Annotated in this window: 19 protein-coding genes; all 19 read right to left on the minus strand. The window is 65.6% G+C overall.

Going from position 1 to position 22,103, the window contains the following annotated elements:
* Positions 1-151: 151 nt before the first annotated feature.
* The 19 genes from FQ664_RS17020 to mnxG all read right to left on the minus strand — a co-directional run bounded on the left by FQ664_RS17020 (position 152) and on the right by mnxG (position 21,556).
* On the minus strand, positions 152-1,000 hold the full coding sequence (locus FQ664_RS17020; RefSeq protein WP_144173504.1) for a CsgG/HfaB family protein: 849 nt from the start codon (positions 998-1,000) through the stop codon (positions 152-154).
* 33 nt (positions 1,001-1,033) lie between these two features.
* A complete protein-coding gene (locus FQ664_RS17025; protein ID WP_144173506.1) occupies positions 1,034-1,447 on the minus strand; it encodes a curli assembly protein CsgF in 414 nt (137 codons plus the stop codon).
* Positions 1,444-1,839 carry a curli production assembly/transport protein CsgE gene (gene csgE / locus FQ664_RS17030; RefSeq protein WP_144173508.1) on the minus strand — a complete coding sequence of 132 codons (396 nt, stop codon included), beginning with the start codon at positions 1,837-1,839 and terminating at the stop codon, positions 1,444-1,446. The genes FQ664_RS17025 and csgE overlap by 4 nt, the downstream gene beginning before the upstream one ends.
* Positions 1,836-2,363 (minus strand): type II secretion system protein, encoded by a 528-nt coding sequence (locus FQ664_RS17035; RefSeq protein WP_144173510.1) that lies wholly within the window; start codon positions 2,361-2,363, stop codon positions 1,836-1,838. Before FQ664_RS17035 ends, csgE begins: the two co-directional genes overlap by 4 nt.
* Complete coding sequence (locus FQ664_RS17040; RefSeq protein WP_144173512.1) at positions 2,338-2,712, minus strand: type II secretion system protein; 375 nt, start codon at positions 2,710-2,712, stop codon at positions 2,338-2,340. The genes FQ664_RS17035 and FQ664_RS17040 overlap by 26 nt, the downstream gene beginning before the upstream one ends.
* Positions 2,713-2,717: 5 nt before the next feature.
* Complete coding sequence (locus FQ664_RS17045) at positions 2,718-3,197, minus strand: type II secretion system protein (RefSeq protein ID WP_144173514.1); 480 nt, start codon at positions 3,195-3,197, stop codon at positions 2,718-2,720.
* On the minus strand, positions 3,194-5,059 hold the full coding sequence (locus FQ664_RS17050) for a secretin N-terminal domain-containing protein (RefSeq protein ID WP_144173516.1): 1,866 nt from the start codon (positions 5,057-5,059) through the stop codon (positions 3,194-3,196). Before FQ664_RS17050 ends, FQ664_RS17045 begins: the two co-directional genes overlap by 4 nt.
* Complete coding sequence (locus FQ664_RS17055) at positions 5,056-5,565, minus strand: hypothetical protein (protein WP_144173518.1); 510 nt, start codon at positions 5,563-5,565, stop codon at positions 5,056-5,058. The genes FQ664_RS17050 and FQ664_RS17055 overlap by 4 nt, the downstream gene beginning before the upstream one ends.
* Positions 5,565-6,128, minus strand: coding sequence for a type 4a pilus biogenesis protein PilO (gene pilO, locus FQ664_RS17060; protein WP_144173520.1), 564 nt, complete (start codon positions 6,126-6,128; stop codon positions 5,565-5,567). The genes FQ664_RS17055 and pilO overlap by 1 nt, the downstream gene beginning before the upstream one ends.
* Positions 6,115-6,657 carry a PilN domain-containing protein gene (locus FQ664_RS17065; RefSeq protein ID WP_144173522.1) on the minus strand — a complete coding sequence of 181 codons (543 nt, stop codon included), beginning with the start codon at positions 6,655-6,657 and terminating at the stop codon, positions 6,115-6,117. The genes pilO and FQ664_RS17065 overlap by 14 nt, the downstream gene beginning before the upstream one ends.
* Position 6,658: 1 nt before the next feature.
* Positions 6,659-7,450: a hypothetical protein gene (locus FQ664_RS17070; protein WP_144173524.1), complete on the minus strand. Its 792-nt coding sequence runs from the start codon at positions 7,448-7,450 to the stop codon at positions 6,659-6,661.
* On the minus strand, positions 7,434-9,239 hold the full coding sequence (locus FQ664_RS17075; RefSeq protein ID WP_256675994.1) for a GspE/PulE family protein: 1,806 nt from the start codon (positions 9,237-9,239) through the stop codon (positions 7,434-7,436). Before FQ664_RS17075 ends, FQ664_RS17070 begins: the two co-directional genes overlap by 17 nt.
* 60 nt (positions 9,240-9,299) lie before the next feature.
* Complete coding sequence (locus FQ664_RS17080) at positions 9,300-9,833, minus strand: response regulator (protein WP_178091011.1); 534 nt, start codon at positions 9,831-9,833, stop codon at positions 9,300-9,302.
* Positions 9,834-10,081: 248 nt separating this feature from the next.
* A complete protein-coding gene (locus FQ664_RS17085; protein WP_144173528.1) occupies positions 10,082-10,720 on the minus strand; it encodes a SurA N-terminal domain-containing protein in 639 nt (212 codons plus the stop codon).
* Between the two features lie 12 nt (positions 10,721-10,732).
* Positions 10,733-12,253 carry a cytochrome c/ABC transporter substrate-binding protein gene (locus FQ664_RS17090; protein WP_144173529.1) on the minus strand — a complete coding sequence of 507 codons (1,521 nt, stop codon included), beginning with the start codon at positions 12,251-12,253 and terminating at the stop codon, positions 10,733-10,735.
* Between the two features lie 152 nt (positions 12,254-12,405).
* Entirely contained in the window at positions 12,406-13,071 is a 666-nt protein-coding gene (locus FQ664_RS17095; protein WP_144173531.1) for an SCO family protein, read from the minus strand.
* Positions 13,068-13,724 carry an SCO family protein gene (locus FQ664_RS17100; RefSeq protein ID WP_144173533.1) on the minus strand — a complete coding sequence of 219 codons (657 nt, stop codon included), beginning with the start codon at positions 13,722-13,724 and terminating at the stop codon, positions 13,068-13,070. The genes FQ664_RS17095 and FQ664_RS17100 overlap by 4 nt, the downstream gene beginning before the upstream one ends.
* The gene (locus FQ664_RS17105; protein WP_144173535.1) at positions 13,721-15,697 is read right to left on the minus strand and encodes a cytochrome D1 domain-containing protein; all 1,977 of its coding nucleotides are present in this window, start codon (positions 15,695-15,697) and stop codon (positions 13,721-13,723) included. The genes FQ664_RS17100 and FQ664_RS17105 overlap by 4 nt, the downstream gene beginning before the upstream one ends.
* 18 nt (positions 15,698-15,715) lie before the next feature.
* The gene (mnxG, locus tag FQ664_RS17110) at positions 15,716-21,556 is read right to left on the minus strand and encodes a manganese-oxidizing multicopper oxidase MnxG (RefSeq protein WP_144173537.1); all 5,841 of its coding nucleotides are present in this window, start codon (positions 21,554-21,556) and stop codon (positions 15,716-15,718) included.
* Between the last annotated feature and the right edge of the window lie 547 nt (positions 21,557-22,103).

Genomic DNA, 22,103 nt, shown 5'->3' on the forward strand with positions numbered 1-22,103 from the left:
GCCCTGATGAAAAATCAGGACGAATATGTCACCAAAGGCGGGAAACTGGCTTGCTGAAAACCATAGAATCTCCCACAGGGACGGCGTCGCACTTGAGATCACGCGGTACCTGTGGGAGCGGGTTTACCCGCGAAGAGGCCCTCAAAGCCAATCACGGTTGCTGATTCTGACTCAAGAATTTGTCCACCGTAGCCTTGCCCTCCCCCGCATCCCCCGCCACCTGCCACAGCCGCCGTTCAATCCCCTGCGCCAGCAAATGCCCCACTGCCGCTTCGATCGCCGACAGCACGCACAGCTGCGCCGGTTCGTTGGTGGTGTACCCCACCTCGGCCTCCAGCAGCTTCTTGAACTCGATGAACTTGAACACCCCGGCGCTGCGGCCAACCGAGTAGATGGTCTTGCTGGTCATCACATTGGCCAGTACCTGCCCGGTGCGCACGTCAACCGCCCGCAGGTTGACGGTCACCTGGTCGACGCGGTACTCGCGGGAGATGTCTATGCCCAGGTAACGGGCACCCTCGCCGCCGCTGCGCACGTTGGTGTCATAGGCGATGATGCCACCCTCCAGCATCAGGTTGGCGGCCTGCAGCGGTGGCAGCTCGCCCATGATGTTTTGCGGTACGTCGGGCTTTTTCTGCGAAGCACGGATGATCTTGCGCTCGGTCAGCAGGTTCTGCAGGCCTTCACGCTCCAGCACCACGAACCAGCCACTGGCGTTCAGGGCGTCCATCAGCATGCTGGCCGCGCCCTGGGTGACGCTGGTGGAAAACGAGCTGGCCGGGGTCGGTTTGTACTGCCCGGTCTGGTCGCGGAAGCCGTACACCACCGCCATCAACCGACCCTTGGGCCGTGGCATGTTGATCAGGTCGTAGTAGGTCGAGGCCCGTGGGGTCAGGGTCGGGGTTTCCGAGTCCTGTTCGGCAGGCATCGGTTCGCGCAGGCCACACCCGTGCAACCCTAGGGCGGTGAGGATCAGCAGCGTGCTCAGCAGACGTTTCATGGTGTTCACTCCCCAACAAAAAGCCTTTCCCTTTCAGGGATTCAGGCCGCTGACCTCAATGATCGAAATTTCTCCTGTGGCGCGATCGGTGACCTTGATACTCAAGGCCCCGGAATCGTCGATGACGTCGATGAGAAACGCATCGGTCGCCATGCTGCCGGTGTTGCCGTTACTGATGTTGTCCAGCAACTGCGACAACATCCGCGACTCCAGCTGGTTGCTGAAGCGCTCCAGGGCCGTGGTGCCGGTAAAGGCCGAGGCACGGTCCTTGAGGTCGGGGTCGTCGTAGTCGTTCTGCGCCTGGGCATTGTTCAGCAGCCAGGTGCCATTGAGCGGGTTGCCACCAAAGGCCGGGTTGATCGGGGTATACACCAGTTCAGTGGCCTGGGCGGCACATGCGCTGGCCAACAGGCAGGCGGCGATGCAACGGGGTATGGGGTGCTTCATAGCTCGTCCCTCTCCAGATCGGTGGTGTCCTGCAGCAGGCGTTGCAGCTTGCGTTGAATGATTTGCTGCTTGACCAGGTCGGCTGCGGCAACGGCCTCGTCCTTGAGCTCGGTGGTGTTCGGTGGCAGGAAGCGGCGGTACATCACCTCGCGCTCGAATTCCACGGTGACCAGGCTGCCCCAGCGGGCATCCGGCCGTTCGCGCACCACCAGGTTGAAGTCCAGGCGGCTGGTGGCGCGCAGGCGGTCGGCGAAGTAGTAGTAAAAGTCGTGGCCGATGTGCGAGATGGTGTTGTCGACGATGAAACCCTGCATCTCGTCCTCGGCCCTGGCCGAGGTGGCCAGCACTGCCACCAGCAGCAGGCCCAGGCATCGCGCGAAGAGGCGGCTCATGGCGTGTCTCCCGGGCCGGCATGGGGCTGCACGCCACCGGTACTTTCGGTAAAGGCCTGCTCGGCGACGAACTGCCAGTCGCTGTAGTGCTCCAGCCCTTCGAAACCGCTCCATTCGGCGCTGAAGCCACTGCGCTTGAACGGGGTGGCGTCCGAGCGGCTGTGCACGCCGGTGATGCGGCCGTCGATCGAGCGCAGCAGGCCCCATTCGTCACTGTTGGTGATGGGGTCGGGGTACAGCCGGCGGATGTGCCGCCTGGCCTGCGGGAAGCGGTTGTCCTGCAGCAGGTCGGCCAGCTCCTGCGGATACTGGGCAAGCCCCGGCGAGGCGCGGTAGTAGCTGCGCAGGGCCTGGGCATACTGGCTGCCCACCCACAACAGCTGGCGTTCGCGGTCGCGCTGGGCAGCACTGGCCCAGAGCGTACCGGTGGCGGCCAGGGCCACGCTGCTGACCGCAATCAGCAGCAGCACGCCCAGGTAGGTGAAGCCCGCGTTGGCCTTACCATTCCGCGAACAGGCTGCCATCCCGAGCCCTCCCTGTGGCACCGCTCCTGATATCGGCCACACCGCCGGCCACGCCTTCGGGCGGTGGTACCAGCTGCCAGGCATCGCTGCGCTCGGTGATCGGGTCGACCGGGGTGTTGCGCAGGTAACGCTGTTCCACCAACTGCTCCAGCGAGTCCGGGTAGTGGCCGGTGTCGCCGTAATAGTGGTCCAACGCCTCGCGCAGCACCGCCAGGCTCTGGCGCAGGGTGGCTTCGCGGGAGCTTTCCAGGCTGTTGAAATAGCGCGGCATGGCGATGGTCATCAGCGTGGCGATAATCGCCAGCACCACCAGCAGTTCGATCAGGGTGAAGCCTTGGCTGCGTTTCATGGCTGTCACCATTGCCCGTAGGGGATGTTGTTGAGGCCTTTGCCGCGGGCCTTGGAATACACGTCAAACACGTCTTCGCCCTCACGCGGGTTGTCGGCGCTGCTGTCGTAGGCGCGCAGCCCCCAACCGCCTTCGTCCTCCCCCTTGGCCGCTACCAGCGGGTCGTGCGGGATGCGCCGCAGGAAGTAGAACTTGCCGCCCTTGGCGCTGCGCACATCGCGTACGCCGTCTACCAGCACCTGCAGGTTCGGCGGGTAGCCACTGGCGTCCAGGCGCCTCTCGATGTAGCCGGCATCGAACGCGCGCTTGTAGGCATCGATGGCGTCGCGAATCTGGTACAGCGCCTCGCGCAGTTGCTGTTCCTTGCCGCGGCGCACCACGGTTTCGGTCAGCGGCGCGGCCATGCTGGCGAGCAGCCCGAGCAGTGCCAGGGTCAGCACCACTTCGATCAGGCTGAACCCCTGCATGCGGCGCTGCGCGATCATGGCCGTGGGCTCCCTTTGGCCGGGGCGACCGCCATCTGGCTGCCTGCCACCGGGGTATCGGTGGCCGGGGCATTGCCAGGCACATCTGCCGGCGGCAGCGGTGCCATCTGCCGCACCTGCATGGCCGACTCGGTACCGGTGGCGAACTCCATGTCCGACGGGCTCTGGTACGGCAGGTTGCGCACAATGCGCGGGGTGATCGCCAGCACCAGCTCCGACTTGCTCATGTCGTCCTTGTTGCTGCCGAACAACCGGCCCAGGCCGGGGATGTCGCCAAGGCCCGGGATCTTGTTGCCGCTGGCGTTGTGGTCGTTGCGCACCAGGCCGGCCAGCACCTGGGTTTCACCATCGTGCAGGCGCAGGGTGGTCTGGGCGTTGCGGGTGTCGACCTGAACCGGAATGGTGCCCTGACGCGTGGCTTCCAGCGGGGTGGCGTTGCTCACCTCCAGGGCTACCTTGATCGCCACTTCGTTGTTCAGGTGCACGGTGGGCTGCACTTCAAGCTTCAGACCCACGTCCAGGTAGGTGACGCTTTCGGTGATCACCGGGCCCTGGGTGGACGGCACCGAGGTGGCGCTGATGATCGGTACCCGCTGACCGATGTGGATGCGCGCCTGCTCGCGGTTGCTGACGCGGATCACCGGGCTGGCCAGGGTGTTGATGTCCTTGTCCTGGGCGTTGATCTTGGCCTGTGGCGCCGGCGCGATGCTGATGCGGCTGGAGTCGATGCCCTTGAGCTGGTCGAGCACGCTCACCGGCTGGCCGTCGGAACTCAGCACGCCGAAGGTGTTGGGCCATTGCAGGCCGAGGTCGAGGATGCGCGAGGTGGCCACTTCCATCACCTCCACTTCCAGCACCACCTCGGGGTTGGACTGGTCCTGCGACTGCAGCAGCTTCTCGGCCATGCGCACGGCATCGGGGGTGTCGCGCATGGTCAGGGTGTTGAGGCGTTCGTCGACGAACACGTCGCGGGTCTTGAGCATGGTCTTGACCATGTTCAGCGCGGTGTTGGCGTCGATGCTGGTCAGGTAGAAGGTGCGCATGACCAGTTCCTGGTAGTCCTTGGTCTTCTGCGGCGAATCGGGGTAGATCATGAGGGTGTTTTCATTGACGATCTTCTGCCGCAGCTGGTTCTGCTCCAGCAGCAGCGCCACGGCATCCTCGATGCGCAAGTCGCGCACGAAGATGGTGGCCTTCATGTCCGGGCGCATGTCCTTGTCGAAGATGAAGTTGATGCCGGCGACCTGGGACAGCACCTCGAAAATGGTCTTCAGGTTGGCATCGCGAAACTCCAGGGTCACCGGCCGTTCCAGCTTGCTGCGCAGCTGCGGGAACGGTTGCGCGGTGCGCGCCTGGACGTTCTCGATGTCGCTGCGCAGCACCGCGCCCTTCTGGTTCTGCGGGTCCAGGCGCAGCACTTCGCGCATGTAGCGCTCGGCACCGAACAGGTCGCCCTGGCGCAGCGCCGCCTGGCCCAGCGCCACGCGCTCGTCGAGGGTGCGGATCAGCTCCAGCTGGCGGATGCCTTCCTGGGCGCGGCGGTTGTTCGGCTCCAGGGTCAGCACCCGGCCATAGCCCATGCGGGCGCCGGCGAAGTCATGGCGGATACGGTCGGCGTCGGCCTGGGTCAGCAGCGCCTCGACCGCGGCCTGGCGGCTGTGGGCCAGGGCGATGTTCAGCTCGGTGTCACGCGGGTCCTCGCGCAGGGCTTCTTCCAGGCTGGCGATACCGGCTTCGTACTGGCCCTCCTTCATCAGCTGGTCGCTGTCCTTGCGTACCGCACTGGAGCCGCAGCCGGCAATGGCCACACACAACGCCACAAGCAGGAACGGAGCAGGCTTGCACAGCTTTGACGACTTCATGGTGCGCTCCCTACAGACAAAGTCTGCGACTGATGCAAAGGCAGGTAGACCAGGTGCAGCTCGTTGGCCGATACCCGATCGAGGCGGTAGGTGTCTTCGATCACGTCGCCCTGGCGCACGACGTAGAGTTTTTCGCCGCTCTGCAGGAAGATCTGCAGGTCGTCGCGGTCGCCGATACGGCCAATGAACTGGAATGGCAGTTCGGGGGCGGTTGGCGCTGCGGGTGCGACCGGGGCGGCGTTCACAGGTTGTTCGGTGACGCTGGCCAGGGCTTGGGGTTTGGTCCATTGCTGGGTTGGGAACAGGTCGCCGGAAGCCTGTTCTGGCCTATTCGCGGGTAAACCCGCTCCCACAGGTTCGGCGGCGCTCACAGGTCCTGTGGGAGCGGGTTTACCCGCGAAGGCCGCGGCGCTGTCGTCCTGGCCAAACCAATGCCCGGGGGCCCAGGCCAGTACCGCGCTCACGCCGAGGAAACCAACCCAGATGACCGCACGTTGTGTGTTCATCACGACCTCGACAGGTAAAGGGTCATGCGCAGGCGGGCGTTGAGCTCGCTGTCGCCAATGCGTTTGCGTTGCAGCTCGAGGTCTTCCAGCACCAGGGTCGGCAACTGCTTGAGCAGGCCCTTGAGAAACCCGCGAATCTGCGGGTAGCTGCCGCGCACCGGTAGCACGATCTGGTAGCGCGCCAGTTGCGTCTTGGGGTCGATTCCGAGGGCGTATTCACCACGCGCCAGGCTGATATGCTCGGCGCTGGCCAGGTGGTACAGGCGCTCGATCAGCTCGCTGGCCTGAGGCTGCCCCGGCAATTGCTGGCGCAGGCTGTCGAGGGCCTGCTGCTCGGGTTTGATGGCGATCTTCAGCTCGCCACGCCTGACCCGCTCGACCTGCACGCTGGCATCCGCTTCAGTGGCGCGCAGTTCGCGCAGGTTCTGCCATTGCGGCAACACCCCGGCACACAGCACGCCCACGGCCAGCAGGCTCACCGCAACCGCAGCCAGGCCAACCGGGCCGACCCGGCGCAGGCGCTCCTGGAGGATCAGGCTGTGCAGCGGTTCACGGGCGCGCATGACCGGTCTCCCAGGTGGCGGTGAGGGTGAAGCGCACCGGGTGCTCGGGCTGCGCGGCCAGCACTTCGTGGTTGAGCAGCGACACATCGCTGAGCTCGGCACTGGCTTCCAGGCGCTGGTGGTACTGCAGCATCGCTTCCAGGTTGCGCGCCTCGGCAGTGATGCGCAGCTGGCCTTTGCGCGCGTCGGGGGCCAGGCTGAGCAGCGCCACGTCGTCCTGCGGCTGCGCTTCGAGCATGGTGAACAGTTGTTGCCAGGGCCGTTGCAGCTGCTGCGAGACGCTTTGCATCTGCGCCAGGCGCTCGGCCTGTTCGCGGCTGGCGGCGCTGCTCAGCGGTGCGACAGTGGCCGGACGGCGGCCCAGCCGCTGCTCCAGGCTGTGCACGCTCGCCTCCAGTTCGACCTGCTCGACCTGCAAACTGTGTTGCAGCAGCACCAGGCCGGCGACCAAGGCACTCGCCACGGCGAGCAGCGACCAGGCCAACGGGCTGCTGCGCCGGGGCTGGAATTCCAGGTCGAGGCGGCGCATGTCAGGCCACCGCCCGCCACATGGCGCACAGCGGGTCGGCGTCGCTGGCCGGCTGGCACAGTTGCACCGCCGCCAGTTGCGGCACGTCGCCCCGGCCCGGGGCATGCAGGTAGACCCGTGGCAGGTGCTCGCCGTACAGCTCGCAAGTGCGCTCGATCAGTGCTTGCAGGGCCTGGTCGCTATCGGCGCAGCCTTGCGCCAGCACTTGCTGCCAGGCCCCCCCGGCAGCCAGCAGCAGCACGCTGCGGCGCGGCTCGGCCAGGACGAACAGGAAGTCGCCCTGCTCCAGCTGTGCCGAGCAGCGGTTGTAGGCAGCCATCAGGTACGGCTGCACCGAGCGCAGGCTCAGGTGGCTTTCCCGGCCCAGCGCCTGCAGCCGCTGCAGCAGGGCTTCAGGCAACGCCGTGGCGATGCGCGCGGCACCGGCCGGCTCGGGCGAGAGCACGATGCGCCAGTCGTCCAGCGGTTGCCCGTAGAGGTTTTCGAAGCAGGCCCGGGCGTAGGCGTCCAGTTCGCGCGGGTGGCTGATGGCATCACTCCAGGGCACCAGGCAGAACCGGCTGTAACGGGCCGACAGCAGCACCCGCAACTGGGCACCGCGCACGGCATGCTCGGCCAGCAGCGTGGCCAGGGCGTCAACGGCGGCTTCCCAGGCCGGTTGGGCGGCATCGCAGGTGAAGTCGCGACTGCCCAGCCATTGGTGGTGGTTGGCGTGCCAGCTACCCAGGCCCACACCTTCGGCGCCGAGTACGGCACTGTATCTGTAAGCACCATGATCAGATGAATGTGACACGGTTGATCTCCTCGAGTGTGGTACGGCCATCACGGACCAGGTCCAGGGCCGAGGCCCGCAGCAGGCGCAGGCCGCGCTGGCAGGCGAGGGTCTTGATTTGCGACAGGGGGCGGCGTTCGACGATCATCTGCCGCAGGTCGTCGTCCAGGTGCAGCAGTTCGGCGATGGCGCTGCGGCCGCGGTAGCCACTGCCGCGGCACTGGCCGCAGCCCTGGGCACGAATGAACTTCCAGCCGGCCACGCCCTCGCGGGTCAGGCCCGCGCCAAACAGGGTGTCGTCGTCGATTTCGCACGGTGTGGCGCAGTGCGGGCAGGCCAGGCGGATCAGGCGCTGGGCCAGCACCGCATTGAGCGCGGAAACGAAGCTGTAGGGGTCGACCTGCATCTGGCTGAAACGGCCGATCACATCGAACACGTTGTTGGCGTGGATGGTGGTGAACACCAGGTGGCCGGTGAGCGCCGACTGCACGGCAATCTGCGCGGTGTCCGGATCGCGGATTTCGCCGACCAGGATCTTGTCCGGGTCGTGGCGCAGGATCGAGCGCAGGCCGCGGGCGAACGTCAGGCCCTTCTTCTCGTTGACCGGGATCTGCAGCACCCCGGGCAACTGGTATTCGACCGGGTCCTCAATGGTGATGATCTTGTCCACGCCGTGGTTGATCTCGCTGATCATGGCATACAGGGTGGTGGTCTTGCCGCTGCCGGTGGGGCCGGTGACCAGGATCATGCCGTAGGGTTCGGCGGCCAGCCGGCGTAGGGCGCGCAGGGTTTCCTCGGCAAAGCCCAGGGCCTGCAGCTGCACGCCGCTGACCCGGTCGGACAGGTCCTGCTTGTCGAGCACCCGCAGCACCGCGTCTTCGCCGAAGATGCTGGGCATGATCGATACCCGGAAGTCGATTTGCCGGTCGCCCACGGCGACCTTGAAACGGCCGTCCTGGGGCACGCGTTTTTCGCCAATGTCCAGCTCGGCCATTACCTTGATGCGCGAGATCACCTGGTCGGCGAAGGCGCTGCCGCTGGCCTTGCCAGCGCCGTTGAGCACGCCGTCGATGCGGTACTTGATAGTCAGGCCCTGGCCGGTCATACCCAGGTGGATGTCGCTGGCGTGCAGCTTGAGGGCGTCGTACAGGGTGGAGTTGACCAGCTTGACTACGCGGCTCTGGTCTTCGCTGATGCTGGCCAGCGACAGACGTTGCAGCGGGTCACTTTCGCTGCTGGCTTCGGCGTCGTGGTCAAGGGCGTCCACGGCGTGGAAGCTTTCTTCGTGGCGAGCCAGGAAAGTGGCCAGGTCTGCGGCGTGGGCCAGGTACAGCGGTGCACCTTGCAGCACATCGTCGATCCAGGCCAGGCGGGCGTGGTCGAAGGGGTCGGCGAACACGCCCAGCAGTTGACCGCCCTGCTCGATCAGCACGAACTCACGCTTCAGGCACATCGCCAGGCTGACCTTGTCGAAGCGTGGGGTGCTGGCCAGTAGCGATTGGCTGTCCAGCACCGGGTAATGCAGGGTCAGGCCCAGGCGCTGGGTGAAGGTATCGGGGGTGTCGCTGGCCAACTGTTCCAGACGGGTGAGCAGGCGTTCGTCGCTGGTTTGCAGGCGGGCCTGGGCCAGCAGGTCGCGGGGGTAGGCTGAATATTCTTTTGCCTGTACCGGCCCTTTCGCGGGTGAACCCGCTCCCACAGGATTACCGGTGTCTTCAGGATTACGCTGTACCTGTGGGAGCGGGTTCACCCGCGAAGAGGCCGGTGCAGGCGGTAGAGCTTCCTGTGTTGCATCGAATGCTTCTGGCATGGCCTGCGACTCCGCTCAGGGGCGCGTCGCAGGCTGGCTCGGCCAGGGGTGCGGGCGCCGCTATTCCCCTGTGAGCAGTTGATCGTCGTCGGGCCCTGGGGGCTTGGCGCCGTTACGCCGGCGATCGGCCAAAACCCAGCTTCCATCGTACAACTGCAGGGGGAACGATTCGTTGCTGTTCTGGCGTCGTTCGACGAACCCTTCAGCCGGATTGTCCGTGGCCCTGCGTCGGTGCTCGATGCCCATCAGGTCGAAGATTGCACGGGCCAGTTCCACCAGCGGGAACGGCTTGAACAGGACATGACTCACACCCATTTCGGCGGCCCGCTCACGCACTTCGACGGTGGGGTGGGCGGTAATCAGCACGAAGTGGCACTGCCTGTTCCTGCGTACGCTCTCCAGAACCTGAAACCCCTCCATGTCGGGCAAGCGGTAATCCAGCACGATCACTTGCGGTGCCAGACTTGCAGCCTGTTCGATACCACTGGCGCCATCGTGGGCAACATGAACTTCCAGGCCTTGCGCCTGCAGGTACGCTTGCAGGTTCTGCGCAAGAGTCTGTTCGTCATCGACTACCAATACTCTGTTCACCAAGGTCGACTCCCAAGAACTGCCCGGTAACCCGGTCTGCGAAGTGCGCCCCTGTACAGGCTTGAGCAGGCTTCGTGCCAGGCGTGAATAGTCATGCTGCACCACTGTAAGTCATTGATTTGCCAAAGGCGTAAATCAACACCCGTAACGCGGCAGGCAGGCGCACCCGCCCTGTTCCCCATATACGGGGAAAACGATGGCGCAATGCCATCTCGTTATTCCCCAGCATTGGGGAAACGCCATCAGGGACCTCAGTCGGCGATCTCCACGGTAGCGGACGCACGCAAACGTTGGCGCACGGACTGCCGCACCTGCGCCTCCCGCTGCCCGATGAGCGTGGTCCTGGCCAGGACCAGACCCTGTTCGCGTATGACTGAAGGCTTGTCACTTTGTTGCGCTCCTTGCAAGGTTTCCCGGTTGGCTTCATAGAATGCCTCCACTTCAGCCTGGCTGGGCGCGGCGACCGCACTGAGCTGGGCATACACCTGCTGCGCGGCCAGCTCGTGCCGGGTGTAGTCATTGTACTGTGCCCTATCGAAGCCCGCTTCTGCCAGCCGCCGCTCAAAAACTGCCGGGCTGCCAAACGCCGCCTCGACCTCGCCGACATGCGCCGACACCTGCTCGTCGCTGATGACTATGCCGCGGCGCTGGGCCTCCTGCCACAACAGCTCCTTGTCGATCAGCTCACCCAGAGCCTGGTCGCGCAGGCGCTGGTACAGGGTCGGGTTGCGGATGCTGGTCACCGCGCGACCCTGGGCGTCCAGGTACTCGCTGAAATAGCGCTCCAGGCGCGCCATTTCGATCTCCACACCATTGACCTGCGCCGCCACCACATCGGCCCAGCTTGCCTTGGCCAACACCTGCAAAAGGCACAACAACAGAACACGCATGGCAACCTCCGCTCAAGGGCCGTCCGGCAGTGGCCGGTACGGGGTGACCGCGGTGAACCGCGGCCCGGGCAGGGCCACCGCCACCACATGGGCACCGGCCATGCCTTGGCGGCGACCGGGGCCGAAGCCCAAGGCCGGGGTCAGGCCGGTGGACACATCATGCAGGCCTTCCAGCGCGGCAATCAGCAGCTCGCGGCTGGTGTCACGGCCAGTCTGCTTCAACGCTTCGCTCAACAGGCGCAGGGCGCACAGGGTGTTGACCTGCAACGACGCCTGGCGTGGGTCGAGGCCCTGGCGCTGCTGCAGGCCGGCCAGTGTCGCCAGGCCCTGCTCAGTCCAGTCCTCGGGCACGTAGGGATAGGCCAGGAACACCCGTCGCGACCACGTCTCGGGCAGGCGCGCCACGGCGTCGGTCACCTGGCTGGAGGCGGCAAACAGGTATGGCTGGCGGCCAGCTGCCTGCAGCGCCGCAGCCAATTCGGCAAAGGCCTGGGCACGGCCAAGGAAGACAATGCCGTGCCCGTCCACAGCCTGGCCAGCAAAGGCCTGGACAGCGGTTGCTGCCCAACCCTGCTGCTGCAGGCGTTCGCGCACTTGCTCGGCCAACGCCGCTTGTTCATTGCCGGCATACACCACACGCAGGTCGCCCGCTGCCAGGCCCAGCGCCGTGCGGGCGTGGCCTGCCAGGCTCAGCAATTGCGCGGGCAAACCGGGTAACGGGTCGAAAATCTGCACGCTGCCGCCGCTGCGTGGGGTGCTGCCGATCAGCGGTACATTCTGTGGCGCCAGCAAGATCGCCAGGCGCTGGTCGAGCATGGGTGCCAATGGCGCGATCAGGGCGAACACCCGCTCCTGCTCCAGCAACCGCTGCAGCGCCCGTTCGGCGCTGGCCGGGTCGGAACCCGGGTCGAGCACCACCAATTCCAGGCGTCGCCCGTGGATGCCGCCTTGCTGGTTGAGCTGCGCCAGGCCGTCTTCCAGCACCGCACGCACCACCTGCCCGACCTCGGCCAGCGGGCCGGACGCCGGCAGCAAGGTGCCCAGGCGCAGCACGCCCTCCTCCACGCCGGGGTCACGCTCCTGGGCCAGACGCTTGAGGTAGGCCGTGAGGTTGCGCTGGTCGGCCAAGGTCAGCTCGAAGCGCGGCATGGCCGGGTCCAGGCGGTTGCCTGCCGGGTCGACGCCGTGCTGAATGGCCCGGGCCAGGCTGCTGTCGGTGTATGCGGGGTAGCGGCGGCCGTTGGCCTCACGCGTGCCCTGGCCGAGTGCCAGGCGTTGCCAGTCGAGGCTCGGCGGGCGCACGCCGCCTTCGGCACGGCCACGGCCGTCGTTGCCGTGGCAGCTGGCGCAGGGCAGCACGCTGGCGGGAACCGTCATGTCGCTGGCGCCGACCCGGGCTTGCAGTTGCGCGTCGCTGCTGGAGACGCCCTCGCGGTAGAGGCGTTTGCCGGCTTGTTCGTTGGCGGTGAGATCGAGGGCAAAAGTCGGTGTACCAAACAACAGACTAACAAGCAGCGCCAGGATTGTGCTCATGGCTCTTCTGGCCTGTTCTGGCCTCATCGCCGGCAAGCCAGCTCCCACAGGGATCGTAGCGCCCCTGAAGGCAGTGTCATCCCTGTGGGAGCCGGCTTGCCGGCGATGAGGCCGGCAGCAACAGCGCAAGGCCGCCCAGGCATTCATGATGCTCACCGACCGGCCAAGGGCTGAGCCAGCAGTTGCATACGCTGGGCAATGGCTGCGGGTGGCGCATCCGGGCGGATCTTGCTCCAGCGCTTGCCAACCACATCGCCGGCAATCAGCTGTGTCGAATGCTGCTCGGGGCTGGGCAGGAACTGGCCGATGCGGCCGAGCACCAGGTCGACATTGGCCTTGTCACCGGTCAGGAACAACCAGTTGGGCCCATCCACCCCTTGCTTCCCGGCAAACGCCTTGAGCACCTGCGGGGTGTCGTTGAGCGGGTCGCTGCTGATCGACACGAAGGTCACCTGGCTGGCCAGTTCTGGCCCCATGGCTTCGCGCACTTCGCGCAATTTTCGGGTAATCAGCGGGCAGGCGTCGGTGCAGTGGGTGAAGATCACGTTGAGCATCACCACCTTGCCCTTGAGCACATCGCTGTAGAAACGCAGCTCGCGGCCGTTCTGGTCCTTGACCACAGTGTCGGTAAACCAGGTGCGGGCATCGCGGGTGCCGCCACCGCTGGTCATCGCCTGCGGTGCCGGTTGCGGTTCGGGCACCTGCGGGGCATGGCCTTCATGGGCGAACGCCACCGAGGCGAGGATCCACAGGCAACCACCCAGCACCAGCCAGTCAAAACCGCGCATGCCGACGCGGCGGGAGCTTACCTGGCTCATGGTTGCACCTCGTGATGGTCGGCAATGGCCGTGCTCTTGGCATGCACCCGCCGGGCGCCAAGGCGGTTGATTTCGTCGATCAGCACCGCCGGGTCGGTGAACCCGTAGTAGCGCGTCCAGTGCCCGGTGCGCCCGTCACCCACCAGGATCAGCGGCGGGTGCTGGCTGAGGTCGGCGCTGAAGCTGCCCAGGCCCTTGAGGGTTTCGCTGATGGCGTACGGCGTGCCGGTCAGCCAGCTCCAGCCCGGCCCCTTCTGGAAGGCCTTGGCGTAGTCTTGCAGGCGCTTGGCGTCGTCACGTTGCGGGTCGACGCTGATCGACACCAGTTGAATCTCTTGCCCTACCCGACCACCCAGCTGCTGCTGGACCTTGCCCATGATCGACGACACCACCGGGCACACCGTGGTGCAACTGGTGTAGATAAAGCCGATGACCACCAGGTGGTCGCCCACCAGGTCTTGTTCCAGGCGTACCGGCATGCCGTCCTGATTCAGCAGCGAGACGTCGGCAAAGCGCACGCTGGCCTTTTCCTGGCGCGCCGCCGGCGGCTGTTCGGCATGGCCGTTGTGGTCGTGGCCGCCATGGGCCACCGCCAGGTTGCTGGCAAAAGCCAGGCTCAGGGCCAACAGTTTGCAAGCATGCTTGGCGTTCATCGCAGATTCCTCACGTCAGTCTCGGAAGCGTTGGACGTTGCGGCCGGCAGGACGCGCAGGCTGGTGTAGTTTTCTTCGGCGAACTTGCGCCCCAGCGACGGCGACTGCACATGCAGGTACCAGGCGCCGGCTTCGGGCAGGGTCAGGGCCGCTTGATAGATGCCCTCGCCCACCTCCTCCAGCTGCAGGTTGCGCGGTATCGACGAAGGCGCCAGGAAGTAGCGCAGGCTCAGGTCACTCAGGCCCAGGCGCGGCTGGCCGTCGTCGCCGACGATGCGCACCCGGGCGGTAATCGCGCTGTGCTGCGACAACGGCCGGTCCAGGCCGATGAACTCGGCGTGCGCGCCCTTGCGCTTGCCGGCATTCGGCGCTGCGGCCACGTCGGTGCTGAAGCAGTGGATGATCTGCGGCTGGTTGAGCAGGAAGGCCACATCGAATTTGCCGGCGGCGGGCATCTTCACCGTCGAGCCGTACACGCCCGGCGCCAGTTCGCGCAGGCTGCGGTCGACGACGACGGCGGCGCGGGCCTGGTGGCCACGGTTGTTGTAGCCGGACATTGGCGCGTTCATGCCTTCGGCGTAGAAGTAGGTGGTGTTGTCCACCGGGTTGACCACGAACACCGAATTGTCGTCGCGCGACACCGACAGCCCCTGGGCCAGCGGCAGGTCACCGGCCTGGCGTGGCGCCGCCGGGCCGGCCTCGAAGTCCTGGACGATCGGTGAGCGCCCTTCGCCCAGGCTGGCCAGGTTGATCATGCTCACCTTCGGCGAAGCCAGGCCGCGCACGTAGGCATAGCCCTTGGTGAAGGTCAGCTGGTACGGTTCGGCCGCTACCGGGATATGGTGGATCAGCTGGTCGGTACTGGCGTCGATCACCAGGGCCTGGTTCTCCAGGGTGTTGAGCACGATGCCGTAGCGGCCATCGCTGCTGAAGCGCATCGGCCCCAGGCCCTGCTCGGCCTGGACCGTGTGGCGCAGCTGGTGGTTGCGGGCATCGAACACACGCACGCTGCCCTCTTCACCATCGACCACGTACACCGCCTGGGACAGCGCCGAATAGCTGACCGACAGCGGGTGCGGGCCAACCTTGATGGTCTTTGCCAGGCGCATTTGCGGGATGTCGATGATGCTCAGGGTGCCGCTGTCACGGTTGCTGACATAGGCATAGCGCGAGTCGGCGCTGAAGGCTATTTCGTGGTGCCCGCTGCCGGTGTTGAAGGTTTTCAGGGTGTTGCGACCCGGCACATCGATCACCGTTACTCCGCCCTTGGCCGGGTCGCTGCTGTTGTTGCCCACCCACAACCGGTGCTGGTCCGGCTGCAGGGCCACGCGCAGCGGCTGGTCGCCAGCGTCCAGGTCGGCCACGCGGGTGAAGGTTTCGGTGTCGATCACCGAGATCTTGTCGCGCTCCGGGATGGACACGAACACCTGCTTGTCGTCAGCGGTGGCCACCCAGTCCATGGGCCGCCCAGGCAGGTCGATGCGGGCCATGGTGCTGGTCACGCCGCCCACCGATACGGTCGGGTCGATCACCGTCAGGCTGGCGTCCTTGTTCATCATCAACAGGAAGTAGCTGTTCAGGTCGAGCAACGGTCGGGCGCCGATGCTGCTTTTGAGGAACAGTGCGACACGGGCCTTGCAGCTCTGGTCGCGGTCGCCCTCCGGGGCCGACTGCGTCGGGTCGATCCACGCCCCCGGGGCCATACCCGACAGTGGCTGGCCACTGGCCTGGTCGCTGACCTTGAAACGGATATTGGCAAAGCTGCCTTCCTGCAGCTCGCCCCCGGCCAGCGGCCGGGCCTCGAACTCCACGGTCACCCCGTCCCGGCTGAGCCGGTGCAGGGCCTGCGGGTCGGCAGACTCCTGCAACAGCTCGCGCGGATCGCACCAAAGGCTTTCATACGCCACGCCCAGGCCGATCAGCGCTCCCCCCATTGCTACCCCCAAGTAAGCAGGGTGAGTCTTCTTGTTCATGCGCGCACTCCCCTTCCGTCACTGCGCCGGGGCCGTTGCCGGTGGCGCTTCATTGGTCACCCGCAAAATCCCCCACAGCCCCGAGAGGTTGCCGTAGGCGGCGTAGTCGCGGAACAGGTAGTCACCCGTCACCGCGTTGGCGCCCCCGGCACTGGGCAGCATGAAGCTGAAGTGCGCCGCCGGTAGCACGCTTTCCTGGGCACCGATGAACATGGCCATCGGGTTGTAGCCGAAACGCACCGAGCCGATGCCGGGCAGGTTCAGCGGGTAGCCGTCAACGTCACTCTTCTCGGCCTGGTAGTTGTGCAGTGGCCACACGTGACCGTCCAGTTGGTAGACCATGCCGCGGCTGCCACCACTGGGCATCACGATGTGGTTGCGCACTGGCTGGCCAGGCTTGGCGTACAGCACCGGGGTTTGCGGGTCACCGCCGACCAGGGCGTTGGCGTAGGCCATGTGGGCGTTGGGCACATCGCCAAAGCCCAGGCCAGCGGCGCGGCCGAATGGCGAGTCGGGGGCCATGCCGAAGCGCAGCCACAGGGGCTCGGTCTTGTAGTTGACCGCCATGTTGCCGTTGTCCTGCGGATCGCCGGCAGCGCCGTTGCCTTCGGCATTGATGCCCTCCACCGGGCGGCCATCGGCCCAGCGCATGTTCAGCGCACGCTGCCAGACCGTTACGAAATCGCGGTAGTCCGGTTGGCCGGTGACCTTGACCGTGGCCTGGGCACGGGTAGCGGTGTCCTCGGTCCAGGTGGCCGTCTGCGGCAGGATGCTCATGGCACCCACCAAGCCTTTTTGCGGCTGCTTGATGAAGTCCGACGGGGTCAGGTTGAGGCCGCCGAATTCGATGGGGGTGGCGTCGATGTTGTCCACCTTGCGGCCCAGTTGCGACACCGGCTTGCCTTCGCGCTCCAGGTGGCCGGCATAGTACTGATAGGTGCGGCTCGGCCAGGCGCCACTGGTGCCGGCACGCGGGGCCACGGTCTGCACCGGGTTGAGGCCGACGTTGGCGCCATCGGACTTGGTGATGTCATAGGCCAGCAGCTGCGCATGCAGGCCCACGTGGCTGGACGGGCGCATCAGGTTGTTGGCAAAGGCGGTGGCGCCTTCGCTGTCGAAGCGGTCACGCTTGACCACGTTGTGCATCACCGCAGTGCTGGCCAGGTCCGGCATCACCAGTGGCAGGCGGTTTTCCAGGGTGATGCTGATGCACTCGCCGGCGTTGGCGCGCAGCACCAGCGGTTCCACGGGCACGCCCGCCTTGAGCTTGCCGGTGGTGGCGTCCAGGTCGGCCTTGCGCACGTACAGGATTGCGGTCGGGTCGTGCAGCGGCGCGCTGTGGCCACCGATGGTGAAGGCTTCCCCATCTTCGGGGTCTACCCCACTGACCAGCGGGATGGCGGTCTTGCGGCTGTTGAACACCAGGGTGCCGCCGTTGGCCTTGAGCGGGCCGCCGACATGCTGGCCGACACCGGCCGGGTCGTTGATGCTGACCCCATTGCGGTTCTCGAGGATGTCGTTGGCCAGTGCCGCGACGATCTCGTAGCTACGCTTGACCGTGGGGCGGTTGCCGATGCCATTGGGGTTGGCCGTGGTTTTCGGGCAGATGCCATCGAAGTTCACGGTGTTGCGCATGGCCACTGGCTGCGGGTTGTTGGGCAGCGGGAACAGGTCGGCACGCTGCGCGGTGTAGTTGCGCATGATGCCCCAGATACCGTTCCAGTAGCCTTCCAGGGCCGCATCCAGCGAATACAGGTAGTCACCGTTGGTAGCTGCCGAGCTGGAGATCATCGACACCGGCGCCATGAAGCCCAGTTGCTCGGAAATGCCGATCATCTGCGATGACTTCCAGCCCGAGTTGGTGCTGCTGCCATAGCCGGTGCCGTTCTGCAGCCACTTCACGCCATGCAAGGTGACGTTGTGCTCCTCTTCATGGCCACCGGCGTGCATGCGCAAGCGCACGTTGTCACCGGAGTAGGTGCGCAGCATCGGGGTAAACGGGTCGCCCGGCTCGCTGCCGGCCTTGTTGATGTGCGGCGGGAACAGCGTGGTGCCGCCGGTGGGGCCGACCGCCGAGGTGATCGCCGAAGGCGCCAGGTTCAGCGCCGGGATGGCGCGGTCGGTACGGGTTTGCAGGGCATAGCTGAGGTCACCGGCCAGGCCGGCGGCCTGCATGCCACGCTTGCCATCCGGGCCGACCTTGTTCGGGTCGAACACCCGTAGGGCCAGGGGCTCGTTGCGGTAGTTGACGACGAACATGCCCGGGTCATCCACCGAGATTGCCTGCGGGCAGGGCCGGCTTGGGCACCCCGGCTTGATGCCGCCGCGTTCCTCGACGATGGCCTCCAGCAGGGTCGACGCCTTGCCGCGCACCGGCGGGTTGATGGCGTAGCGGAAGCTGTCGGCAGTAGCCGGGTACGACTGAGCATTGGGAATACCGTCCGGCCCGGCGCCGACGTACACCCCGGCCTCATAGGCGTGCTGGAAGTCGCTGTATTCCAGGAAGAACTCGCGGTAGCTGTCGTTCTTGCCGTCGCCATCATGGTCACCGGTCTGGATCACCGCCTGCCACGAGGTCGGGCCACCGTCCTGGCGCGTGGCCGGGTTGTACAGCTTCTCGCCGGTTTCGGCGTGGTACCAGGTGGAGTTGGCAGGTTCCGCCAGCACGGTGGCATACAGCCCAAGCTGCTGGTGGGTCGATGGGCCAAGGTGGTCGTGGGTGAAGATGGTGCCCAGACCGCGGTCGACGTTGTACACGTTGACCAGCGGGTCGGCGAACCAGCGCTGCATGGCCGTGCGTGCACCCAGCCAGTCGGCCCGGCCGAAGCGGCCGAAGTACGGGTGCTGCCGGGCTTGCGGGCAAGCGGCGGTGCCGTCGCGGCTATCGCCCTGGGTGCAGCCGTTGTAGGCACGAATGGCCTGCACCCGCTCGACCACGCTGCCGGGCGAGAGAATGCCGTCTTCGTAGTTCCAGCCGTTGGCCGAGCCGTCGGCAGCGGTCAGGTCCCACTTGGGCAGGTGGATATGCTGGCCGATCACGTCGGTCGGGGTGCGCACCTGGTAGTCGTCCATCTCATAGATGTTCGGGATCAGGTTGGTGTGCTGGTACATGGTGCAGTCGAAAGTGTTCATGCGCATCACCAGCGGCTCTGGCGGGCGTTGCTTGGTGATCACCGGCCAGGCGTCTTCCCACAGGGCAATGATACGGGCTTGCGGGAAGTGGTAGCCGACCTTGTTGTACACCGCGTCGAACTGGATGTTGGCACCCTTGTAGAGGCGTGGGCGGTCGGCGGTGAAGGCCGAGGAGCCACGGAAGTTCAGGCCCGACAGGCTCTCGCCGCTGAAGTACTCACCGACCCCGGAAGACTGGGTCAGGCGTTTGCCCCGGTCATCCATGCACGGCTCGTAGAACGGTGCGCCGGCAGTCGGCAAGGCGCCATTGGTGCGGAACGCCTTGGCCACCGGCTCGCTGCCGGGGATCAGGGCAAAGCTGGGGTGTTCGGCCAGGGCGTGGAACTGCATGGCCGCCTGCTCGACATCGGTACCCTCTTCTGGCAGGTAGATCGGCTTGGCCTTGTGGACCACCTTGGTGAAATCGAGCTTGGTGGTGGTGGTTTCGGCTTCGCCGCCGGCGGATGCGCCGTCCAGCGCATGGCGCCCCAGGCCGCCATCCCAGCCATCGACCTGGTTCGGGTCGAGGTTGGCCCACAGTGCCTTGCCGCTGTCCTTGAGCTGGCGCGCCATGGCCGGGTCGAGCATGTCCAGTGGCGGGGTTGGTGGTCGGTTGCCCACGCTGCTTTCCATGCCGCCAATCCAGAACGGGTAGCCAGGGTTCTTCAAAGTGCCGTCGGCGTTGCGGTTGGCGTCGCTGCGGTCGACCAGCGCCAGTGAGCCGATTGCCTTGCGTACCGGTGCCTGGTTGGCAGGCTCATCATCCTCTTGCTCTTCAGGCTCGTCGTCATCATTGGCGGCAACCAGCTGTTCGGACAGCTTCGGTACCACTACCACCTTGCCTGGCATCGGCGCCATGGCCTTGCCGGGCAGCGGCACGATGGCCGGGATCGGCGTGCCGGCAACGATCTCGCCATCGGGCAGGGCCCGGGCGCCAAGCGCCGGCTTGCCGCTGCGCAGGGCGAACGGGGTGCTGTGGAAGCCATTCTCGCCCTGCCCGCTCACCTCCAGGCGGGTGCCCTCCTCGAACACGTCGTGCACGCGCCACATGGCCCACATGCCCTGGGCAAAGTGCGGATAGAAGTGGCAATGGTAAATGGCATCGCCCGCCACCCGGTTGCGGTTGCCCGCACCGCCGTTGGCGATTTCGTAGGTGTAGCCGACCCCCGCACCGATGCCCTGGGCATCGATGTAGTCGGAATTGTCGTCATTGGGGTTGAACAGCCACTGGTGGCCATGCAGGTGGAAGATGTGCTGTTCATGGCCGTTGTGAGTGTTGCGGAACTTGGTGAAGTCACCGATGTAGCTGTGGTGCACGTTGGCCGGTTCGGCCGGATACAGGGCCATGCTGGCCTTGACCCCCACGGCGCTGGCCGCTGGCACCTCGCCGGGGCGGATTTGTTCCAGGCCGACGTTGGCCGGCACGTCCACCAGGGTACCGACGTCGCCGACGGTGTGTGCACTGAGGAAGAACTCCTCATAGGCGCACGACAGGCAGTCGTGCATCGGGCCCACGCCCAGGCGGTTGGCCACCACTTCGGCGCCCATGCCACCGGAACCGTAATTGATCATGAACGAGTCACGGGTGGGTTCCAGTACATGGCCCATCACCGGGTCGGCCCAGTAGCCGGGGAACGCCTGGGTGCCGGCGACTTCGTCGGCGAACTGCGAGGCGAAGTCACGAAACGCCTCCAGGCGGTTGGGTAGCGCCGGGTTGCGCTTGCCCAGGCTTTCCAGCGGGTAGGTGGATTTGGGAAAGCTGCCATCCGGGTTGGGGCCCATGACGATGGCATCGGTTTCGCTGTTGATGATTTCGTTGCCGTCGACCATGGCAATGATCGGTTTGCCGGCCTTGCCCTCGGCGATCCATGGCTGCATTTGCGGGTAGCGGGCCTCGTAGTCGATCACCGGCTGGCCGGTGGCGGTACGGCCGGTGGTGGCCAGGCGCATTTCTTCTTCGCTGAGGGTATTGCGGTAGGTGCGACCGAGCTTGGGCACCACCACCACCTGGCCGAACAGACCGTTGGCAACATTCCCCGCGGTGCCCTCGCCGCCGAAGGTGGCGGCCTTGCTGGTGGCGGCGAAGGCGCCCTCGCGCTCGGCGTACAGGGTATAGCTGCGGGTGCTGCCGGGGCTGACGAAGAAGTTGCCGTTGCGCCCGGTGTAGGCGGAAATGTCGGCGATGCTGTTGACCGCCTGCATGCCGTTGACCTGGAAGCCGACCATGCGCTCGGCCACCTGTTCGTCGGCGACGAAGCCTTCGGCGCCTTCATTCTCGACTTCTGTTTCCTCGTCCTCGGGCCCTTGTACCTCGATGCCGTGCTTGTTGGGGTTGGCCTTGTAGTCGAGCAGGTTGGTCAGGTTGACCGTCAGGCAATCACCGGCGGCCACCCGCAGCACGATCGGCCGTGGGCGCTTGTCCGGGCGCAGGGTGACCTTGCCCGGTACCGCCGCCCCGCCGCTGCCGAGGGGGACCAACTTGTCGTCCACCACATCCTCGCGCAGGGCGAACATCATACCGTTGGCGTTTTGCGCGCCAAGGCGGTTGAACATCAGTGGCTGGTCCAGCGCCACTACGTTGGCAACCAAGGTGCGTTGGCACTGCACGGCCGCTTCGCTGGTCGACTCCCAGCCGAGCAAGGCCAGAACGAGTGATGACAGGATGGGGCCTTTGCGTGGCGTAGACATGCCGCACCTCCGGGACACAGGATCTCTGCGTGGAGCTGGAGCAAGGTGTGTGCCAGGAGCGGATTGCTTTTATTTTCAGTTGGTTGCAGTTGCAAACGAAACAGATTGGGGAGGATCCCCCAGCGGTTTTCCCCGAATCGGGGGGCGGCTTGCAGGTGCTCGTCACAAGATTTTCAGTGCCGGACACATGGTAGCCCTGACCCCAACCTCTCGCCCTACACCCCACAGCCAACAAGGCCATCACCTGTAAGACATTTCTGAACATGAAACCAAATACTTCAGAAGCGACCCGCTTAGGAACTATCCTACGCGCGCTGCCGAACTATCGCTGTTGTCGGGGAAACACCTCACGGATAACGTTTTCGGGTCGCTCCGGCGACCGGGCATGAGAACCCGACAGATAAGCTAGCAGCACCTCTATGGTGGCCGTACGTGGGCGGGCTTTCGCCTGGCCGGGTCTTTGCTAGCTTCTTCTCGGCTTTCTCACCCCACGTACGGCTGCCACCTTCAATCCATGAGAAGATTCAGGTGGTAGTTCCATTGCTCT

Origin of the sequence: Pseudomonas persica (assembly GCF_900291015.1) — a bacterium.
Classification (GTDB): Bacteria; Pseudomonadota; Gammaproteobacteria; order Pseudomonadales; family Pseudomonadaceae; genus Aquipseudomonas.

What these genes read in the sequence shown, in the direction of transcription:
- FQ664_RS17020 (WP_144173504.1), bottom strand. Translation starts at nt 1,000, where the DNA reads ATGAAACGTCTGCTGAGCACGCTGCTGATCCTCACCGCCCTAGGGTTG.
- FQ664_RS17085 (WP_144173528.1), bottom strand. Translation starts at nt 10,720, where the DNA reads ATGCGTGTTCTGTTGTTGTGCCTTTTGCAGGTGTTGGCCAAGGCAAGC.
- FQ664_RS17075 (WP_256675994.1), bottom strand. Translation starts at nt 9,239, where the DNA reads ATGCCAGAAGCATTCGATGCAACACAGGAAGCTCTACCGCCTGCACCG.
- FQ664_RS17105 (WP_144173535.1), bottom strand. Translation starts at nt 15,697, where the DNA reads ATGAACAAGAAGACTCACCCTGCTTACTTGGGGGTAGCAATGGGGGGA.
- FQ664_RS17090 (WP_144173529.1), bottom strand. Translation starts at nt 12,253, where the DNA reads ATGAGCACAATCCTGGCGCTGCTTGTTAGTCTGTTGTTTGGTACACCG.
- csgE (WP_144173508.1), bottom strand. Translation starts at nt 1,839, where the DNA reads ATGAGCCGCCTCTTCGCGCGATGCCTGGGCCTGCTGCTGGTGGCAGTG.
- FQ664_RS17025 (WP_144173506.1), bottom strand. Translation starts at nt 1,447, where the DNA reads ATGAAGCACCCCATACCCCGTTGCATCGCCGCCTGCCTGTTGGCCAGC.
- FQ664_RS17055 (WP_144173518.1), bottom strand. Translation starts at nt 5,565, where the DNA reads ATGAACACACAACGTGCGGTCATCTGGGTTGGTTTCCTCGGCGTGAGC.
- FQ664_RS17045 (WP_144173514.1), bottom strand. Translation starts at nt 3,197, where the DNA reads ATGATCGCGCAGCGCCGCATGCAGGGGTTCAGCCTGATCGAAGTGGTG.
- mnxG (WP_144173537.1), bottom strand. Translation starts at nt 21,556, where the DNA reads ATGTCTACGCCACGCAAAGGCCCCATCCTGTCATCACTCGTTCTGGCC.
- FQ664_RS17040 (WP_144173512.1), bottom strand. Translation starts at nt 2,712, where the DNA reads ATGAAACGCAGCCAAGGCTTCACCCTGATCGAACTGCTGGTGGTGCTG.
- FQ664_RS17065 (WP_144173522.1), bottom strand. Translation starts at nt 6,657, where the DNA reads ATGCGCCGCCTCGACCTGGAATTCCAGCCCCGGCGCAGCAGCCCGTTG.
- FQ664_RS17050 (WP_144173516.1), bottom strand. Translation starts at nt 5,059, where the DNA reads ATGAAGTCGTCAAAGCTGTGCAAGCCTGCTCCGTTCCTGCTTGTGGCG.
- FQ664_RS17100 (WP_144173533.1), bottom strand. Translation starts at nt 13,724, where the DNA reads ATGAACGCCAAGCATGCTTGCAAACTGTTGGCCCTGAGCCTGGCTTTT.
- FQ664_RS17095 (WP_144173531.1), bottom strand. Translation starts at nt 13,071, where the DNA reads ATGAGCCAGGTAAGCTCCCGCCGCGTCGGCATGCGCGGTTTTGACTGG.
- pilO (WP_144173520.1), bottom strand. Translation starts at nt 6,128, where the DNA reads ATGCGCGCCCGTGAACCGCTGCACAGCCTGATCCTCCAGGAGCGCCTG.
- FQ664_RS17035 (WP_144173510.1), bottom strand. Translation starts at nt 2,363, where the DNA reads ATGGCAGCCTGTTCGCGGAATGGTAAGGCCAACGCGGGCTTCACCTAC.